The 6,153-nt window shown below is 64.1% G+C and carries 7 protein-coding genes; 3 read left to right on the top strand and 4 right to left on the bottom strand.

The genetic code is table 11. The features are described 5' to 3' along the window. Positions 1-58: 58 nt before the first annotated feature. A complete protein-coding gene (locus tag AC6LJW_RS23085) occupies positions 59-520 on the top strand; it encodes a GNAT family N-acetyltransferase (RefSeq protein WP_498088342.1) in 462 nt (153 codons plus the stop codon). Between the two features lie 30 nt (positions 521-550). Here AC6LJW_RS23085 and AC6LJW_RS23090 read toward each other — a convergent pair whose 3' ends face one another. The 4 genes from AC6LJW_RS23090 to AC6LJW_RS23105 all read right to left on the bottom strand — a co-directional run bounded on the left by AC6LJW_RS23090 (position 551) and on the right by AC6LJW_RS23105 (position 3,612). Then, positions 551-958 carry a hypothetical protein gene (locus tag AC6LJW_RS23090; RefSeq protein WP_056567936.1) on the bottom strand — a complete coding sequence of 136 codons (408 nt, stop codon included), beginning with the start codon at positions 956-958 and terminating at the stop codon, positions 551-553. A gap of 539 nt (positions 959-1,497) precedes the next feature. After that, on the bottom strand, positions 1,498-2,151 hold the full coding sequence (locus AC6LJW_RS23095; RefSeq protein WP_056567942.1) for a CoA transferase subunit B: 654 nt from the start codon (positions 2,149-2,151) through the stop codon (positions 1,498-1,500). A gap of 12 nt (positions 2,152-2,163) precedes the next feature. Next, the gene (locus tag AC6LJW_RS23100; RefSeq protein WP_056567945.1) at positions 2,164-2,862 is read right to left on the bottom strand and encodes a CoA transferase subunit A; all 699 of its coding nucleotides are present in this window, start codon (positions 2,860-2,862) and stop codon (positions 2,164-2,166) included. Between the two features lie 300 nt (positions 2,863-3,162). Next, on the bottom strand, positions 3,163-3,612 hold the full coding sequence (locus AC6LJW_RS23105; RefSeq protein ID WP_498088343.1) for an acyl-CoA thioesterase: 450 nt from the start codon (positions 3,610-3,612) through the stop codon (positions 3,163-3,165). A gap of 112 nt (positions 3,613-3,724) precedes the next feature. On the opposite strand from AC6LJW_RS23105, the gene AC6LJW_RS23110 reads away from it, so the two are divergent. Continuing rightward, positions 3,725-5,371 carry an electron transfer flavoprotein-ubiquinone oxidoreductase gene (locus AC6LJW_RS23110; protein WP_056567951.1) on the top strand — a complete coding sequence of 549 codons (1,647 nt, stop codon included), beginning with the start codon at positions 3,725-3,727 and terminating at the stop codon, positions 5,369-5,371. Between the two features lie 74 nt (positions 5,372-5,445). Beyond that, positions 5,446-6,153 (top strand): NAD-dependent epimerase/dehydratase family protein (locus tag AC6LJW_RS23115; RefSeq protein WP_498088344.1); only part of this gene is annotated, 708 nt, incomplete at its 3' end.

A 6,153-nucleotide genomic window follows, 5' to 3' on the forward strand; every position in this document is an offset into this window, starting at 1 on the left:
TTACCCTTGGTGCCCTTACAGAATTGCCCACCTTGTCCCGCTATCTGGAATGACCCGCATGACGCCCGCCTGGACCTGCAAGCCCCACGCCGACCTGACCCCTGCCGAGCTTTACGCCATCCTGCGGCTGCGCTCCGAGGTATTCGTGGTGGAACAGCACTGCGTGTTTCTGGACATGGACGGCAAGGACCTGCAGGGGCAGACGCATCACCTGATGGCGAGGCACGAGGGCGAGCTGGTGGCCTATTGCCGCCTGCTGGAGCCGGCCCTGAACGACGGCCGCGCCATCATCGGCCGGGTGATCACCGCCCCCGCCGCCCGCGGCACCGGGCTGGGCCATGAACTGATGCGTCGCGCCAAGGAAGAAGTGCAGCGGTTGTGGCCGGATCAGCCGGTCTATCTGGGCGCGCAGGCGCGGCTCAAGGGCTATTACGGCGGCCACGGCTTTGTGCCGGTCACTGAGGAATACGTGGAGGATGGCATCCCGCATGTGGGGATGCTGCTGAGTGAATCGGCCTGAACCGCCGAAACACATTCGGCGGTCACCGCGTCAGCCGCCGGGCTCAAGAAACCGCGCAAAGAAGCCTTGGCGGATCTCCGTACGATCGATTTTTCCGCCCGCGGCGACGTAAACATCGATTCGGCTAAACGGCTTCGAGATCTCCAGGGCGTCGCCCTTTTCGCGAGGGAACGAGATCAACATCCACATATCCGATGCCGGAAACATCGCGGTCGGTGACGAAACAGACTGCCCCGGCGTAAGAAGAAATCGGGTCGTGTCGTGATTGTCGTTGAAGAAGACAAGAAGCTCAGCCTGTGCATCCTGCGCATAGTGCAATGCGACCACCGGCCGGCAGAAGTACAGGAACAGCACCCAGATTATTGGCGCCGCACATAGAAGGATTGCGGCCCATCTGACCGCACGGCGCGACGTCAATTTCTCGGTTCTCTTCTGCATGTGTGCGGTTCTTTCGCGACGTCCTTTCCATACCCCCAGGGCAAAGGCACCGCGCTGACGCGTTGGAGAAGGATGCGTGCGGTCAGTTCGTGAGGCTTGGTCGCCCGGTATAGATCGATTCCCAGCTTGATGGAAATGTGATCCGTCACGTCGTCCGCGCTCGCCGGCCATGGGCCGTTCTGCGGATGATTTTGTTGGGGTTTCCGCTTCCAGACATCAAGCGCGGCCTACCTGCCCTCGATCGTGTACTGGGGGAATCCCTGCGTCACGGTCCCCCCGTGCGATGTCTTGTCACCGATTCGAACAACGGCGCGTCCTGCCATGCTGCGGCTCCTGACATTTTTCGGGTGCGCTTGAGTCTACGTATCGCAGACCGCCACTCAATAAGAAAAGTCGGAAACCACAGTCGTGAACTGGCCAGCCTTTGACAGCGCGAGGCGATTGGCGGACAGTCCCCTCGCCACGCAAAAAGACCCCCGAAGGCCGGATCTCGTCCAACCTTCGGGGGTCAGTTCATGCGGGGTGAAGCGGAGTGCGGCCTACTGCACCGCAGACACGTCCAGCTTCGCCGCCGTCTTGGACTTGATTTCGTCCACCGTCACGCCAGGCGCCGTTTCCAGCAGCTTCAGGCCGTTTTCGGTGACTTCCATCACGCCCAGGTCGGTGATGATGAGGTCCACCACGCCCACGCCGGTCAGCGGCAGGTTGCATTCGGGCAGCAGCTTGATGTCTTCCGAGCCGTCCTTCTTCTTGGCCACGTGTTCCATCAGCACGACCACGCGGCCAACGCCGGCCACCAGGTCCATTGCGCCGCCCATGCCCTTGACCATCTTGCCCGGGATCATCCAGTTGGCCAGGTCGCCCTTTTCGGAGACCTGCATCGCGCCCAGGATCGCCAGGTTGATCTTGCCGCCGCGGATCATCGCAAACGAGTCGGCCGACGAGAAGATCGACGAGCCCGGCAGCGTCGTGACCGTCTGCTTGCCGGCGTTGATGAGGTCGGCGTCGACCTGATCGTCGGTGGGGAACGGGCCGATGCCCAGCAGGCCGTTTTCGGATTGCAGCCACACTTCCACGCCCGCGGGGACGTGGTTGGCGACCAGCGTGGGCAGGCCGATGCCCAGGTTCACATAAAAGCCGTCTTGCAGCTCGCGCGCGGCGCGTGCCGCCATTTCATCGCGGGACCATGCCATGTCGTCTTCTCCTTAGGCCGGGCGAGTGGTGCGTTGTTCGATGCGCTTTTCGGGCGTGGCGTTCACCACGATCCGTTGCACATAGATGCCGGGCAGGTGGATCTGATCCGGGTCCAGGCTGCCGGTGTCGACGATCTGTTCGACTTCGACGACCGTGAACTTGCCCGCCATGGCGACGTTCGGATTGAAGTTGCGCGCGGTCTTGCGGAACACCAGGTTGCCGCTGCGGTCGGCGATGTGCGCCTTGACCAGCGACACGTCCGGCACCAGCGAACGTTCCATCACGTACTGATGCCCGTCGAACTCACGGATTTCCTTGCCATCGGCCACGATGGTGCCGACGCCGGTGCGGGTGAAGAATGCCGGAATGCCGGCGCCGCCGGCGCGCAGCTTTTCGGCCAGCGTGCCTTGCGGCGTGAATTCAAGCTCGAGCTCGCCAGACAGGTACTGGCGTTCGAATTCCTTGTTCTCGCCGACGTAGGACGCGATCATCTTGCGCACCTGACGCGTGTTGAGCAGTTGGCCCAGGCCAAATCCGTCGACGCCCGCGTTGTTGCTGATGCAGGTGAGATCCTTGACGCCCGAATCGCGCAGCGCGGCGATCAGCGCCTCGGGGATACCGCACAGGCCGAAACCGCCCACGGCGATCATCTGACCGTCCTTGACGATGCCTGCCAGCGCCTCCTGGGCGCTTGCATAAACCTTGTCCATCGCTCCAACTCCTAGTTAAGGTCTAAACAAAGTGAGCCCGTCCCGCCGCTACCCCGTTTGCCGTCAGGCTTACGCGGGTCCCGGAAAAAACGGGAATGCGGGACAGGCCCTGTCTTTCCTTGGGGCGCGGCTGTTGGCGGCAGCTACGCGGGCATCGCGGCGAGGCCCGATTTCCGTGAAGCGGCGGCGCCGAGGGTGGCGCGCCCTCATTGCTTTTCTGATTTTGCGCTAGATTTTACCGGCATGACTGGCCAAAGCACGCGCTATTTTGGCCGGAGCGCGACCCGCGGCCGCGCGCGCTCACTGGGCCGGCCTGAACTGCGTGGCCATCTGCGCCAGGACTTCGGGCGGCCACGGCGCGGACGTATTGGCCACGTAATCCATCCATACCAGCACGTTTCGGCCGCGCGCGTAGGGGCCGGCGTCGTCGCCAACCTTATCGAGCAACAGCTCAAATTCGGCGCTGGAGCGGCCGATGCGCGTCACCTTGTGGGTCACGCGGACAGTGGCCGGATACGTCAGCGGACGCAGGAAATCGCACGACGCGTGCGCCAGGATCGCGCCATCGTCGGCCGGCAGCTTGAAGCCCGCGTTATACAGAATCTGCATGCGGGCCTCTTCCATGAGGCGGAAATACAGCGTGTTGTTCAGATGGTTCAAGGCGTCTGAATCGCCCCAGCGCAAAGGCAATTCGAGCTGATGGGTGTCGCCCACCGAAAGCAGCCGCGCAGACAGGTTGTCCGGGTTCACCAATAACTCCTGAAGGCTAAAAGAAATGCGAAGGGGTACAGGACCCTCGCCTGCAATACAATCGCCGATAATACTTCCAGCCATATATGGAATACATACGGGGAGCTTTGCAATGTCTGAACGCGAGTCGATGGAATATGACGTGGTCGTGGTTGGCGGTGGTCCCGCCGGCCTGGCCACAGCAATCCGTCTGAAGCAGCTGGCCGCTGAGAAGAATCAGGAGATCGGCGTCTGCGTCCTTGAGAAAGGCGCGGAACTTGGCGCGCACATCCTGTCCGGCGCCGTCATGGATCCGCTGGCGCTGACCGAACTCATCCCCGACTGGAAAGAGAAAGGCGCGCCGCTGAACGTGCCCGTCACGCAGGACAAGTTCCTGTTCCTGTCCGAGACCGGCGCGCGCGCCACGCCAAACTGGCTGCTGCCGCCGTGCTTCCACAACGAAGGCAACTACATCGTCCGTCTGGGCGACGTCGTCAAATGGATGGGCGAGCAGGCCGAAGCGCTGGGCGTGGACATCTTCCCCGGTTTTGCGGCCGTTGAAGTGCTGTACGACGAAAACGGCGCCGTCCGCGGTGTGGCCACCGGCGACATGGGCGTGGCCCGCGACGGCAGCCACACCGACCACTACCAGCCCGGCATGGAACTGCATGCCCGCTACACGGTCTTCAGCGAAGGCTCGCGCGGCCAGCTTGGCCGCCAGCTCATCGAACGCTTCAAGCTGGATGACGGCCGCAATCCGCAGTCCTACGGCATCGGCATCAAGGAAATGTGGGAAGTCGATCCGGCCCAATCCAAGCCCGGCCTTGTGGTCCACACCGCCGGCTGGCCGCTGGACGCCGACACCTACGGCGGCTCCTTCCTCTATCACCTGGACAACAACCTGGTGGCCGTGGGCATGATCGTCGGCCTGGACTACGCCAATCCGTGGCTGTCCCCCTTCGACGAATTCCAGCGCTACAAGACGCACCCGGCCATCCGCGGTACGTTCGAGGGCGGCAAGCGCATCGCCTACGGCGCCCGCGCCATCACGGCCGGCGGCCTGCTGGCCCTGCCCAAGCTCACGTTCCCGGGCGGCGTGCTGGCTGGCTGCGAAGCCGGCTTCCTGAACGCTTCGCGCATCAAGGGCAGCCATGCCGCCATCAAGTCGGGCAAGCTGGCCGCCGAAGCGGCATTCGACGCCATCGTTGCCGACCGCCGCCAGGACGAGCTGACCGCCTACCCCAAGGCCTTCGAAGCGTCCTGGCTGCACGAGGAACTGAACAAGGCGCGCAATTTCAAGCAGTGGTTCAAGAAAGGCCGCACGGTCGCCACGCTGATGACCGGCATCGAGCAACTGTTGCTCAAGGGCAAGATGCCCTGGACGCTGCGCCACAACAAGCCCGACCACGCCTGTCTGCAACCCGCGTCGCAATGCGCGCGTATCGACTACCCCAAGCCCGACGGCAAGCTCACGTTCGACAAGCTCAGTTCGGTGTTCATCTCCAACACCAACCACGACGAGAACGAGCCGGTCCACCTGACACTCAAGGATCCGTCCGTGCCGGTAAAGGTGAACCTGGCCAAGTACGGCGGCCCTGAATCGCGCTACTGCCCGGCCGGCGTGTACGAGTTCGTCAAGGACGACCACGGCGACGACCGCTTGCAGATCAATGCGCAGAACTGTGTGCACTGCAAGACCTGCGACATCAAGGACCCCACGCAGAACATCGTCTGGGTGGCGCCGCAAGGCGGCGAAGGGCCGGTCTACAGCGGCATGTGACACGACGGGCGCGCCGCGCCTGCCTACCAGGCGCCCCACGGGGCGCCTTTTTTCCGACTGCCTGGAGCGACACCATGAGCGAACGCGTACTTCTGATCGGCTGCGGCGACTTGGGCCTGCGCGCGGCGCAGCGCTTTCTGGCGCGCGGCGACGAGGTCCATGCGCTGCGCCGCCACCCGCCTGCCGGCGATGCCAGCGGCATCCAATGGCTGCAAGGCGACATCACGCGCCCGGACACGCTGGGCGGCCTGCCGCAAGGCGTGACGCGGCTCATCCACCTGCCCTCGCCCGGTGCACGTGATCCGCAGGCGTACCGCGGCGTGTTTGTCGATGGTCTGGCCAACGTGTTGAAGGCGCTGGACACGTCCAGCCTGAAGCGCATCGTGTTCGTGTCCTCCAGCGCCGTGTATGGCGAGCATCACGGCGGCTGGGTGGACGAAGATACGCCGCCCGCGCCGCAGGGCTTTAACGGGCAGGTGCTGCTCGAGGCCGAGGCCGCGCTGGCCGCCCAGCCGGTTTCCGCGACGGCGCTGCGGCTGGCGGGCCTGTACGGTCCGGGCCGCATGCAGCTCATCGAACGGTTGCGCAGCGGCGCGGCCGGCGCCCCCGCCCAGCCCGAGCATTGGGCCAACCGCATCCATATCGACGACGCGGCCTCTGCGGTGGTGCATCTGGCGCTGCTTCCCCAGGTCGCGCCGGTGTATATCGGCTGCGACGACACGCCGCTCCCGCTGCATGTCTTGTATGGCGAATTGGCCGCGATGATCGGCGCGCCGGCGCCG

The organism is Achromobacter sp. 1012554356, from assembly GCF_059760815.1.

Excerpts from the sequence above, each read along its gene's own strand:
- AC6LJW_RS23085 (WP_498088342.1), top strand. The coding sequence starts at position 59 with ATGACGCCCGCCTGGACCTGCAAGCCCCACGCCGACCTGACCCCTGCC.
- AC6LJW_RS23090 (WP_056567936.1), bottom strand. The coding sequence starts at position 958 with ATGCAGAAGAGAACCGAGAAATTGACGTCGCGCCGTGCGGTCAGATGG.
- AC6LJW_RS23095 (WP_056567942.1), bottom strand. The coding sequence starts at position 2,151 with ATGGCATGGTCCCGCGATGAAATGGCGGCACGCGCCGCGCGCGAGCTG.
- AC6LJW_RS23100 (WP_056567945.1), bottom strand. The coding sequence starts at position 2,862 with ATGGACAAGGTTTATGCAAGCGCCCAGGAGGCGCTGGCAGGCATCGTC.
- AC6LJW_RS23110 (WP_056567951.1), top strand. The coding sequence starts at position 3,725 with ATGTCTGAACGCGAGTCGATGGAATATGACGTGGTCGTGGTTGGCGGT.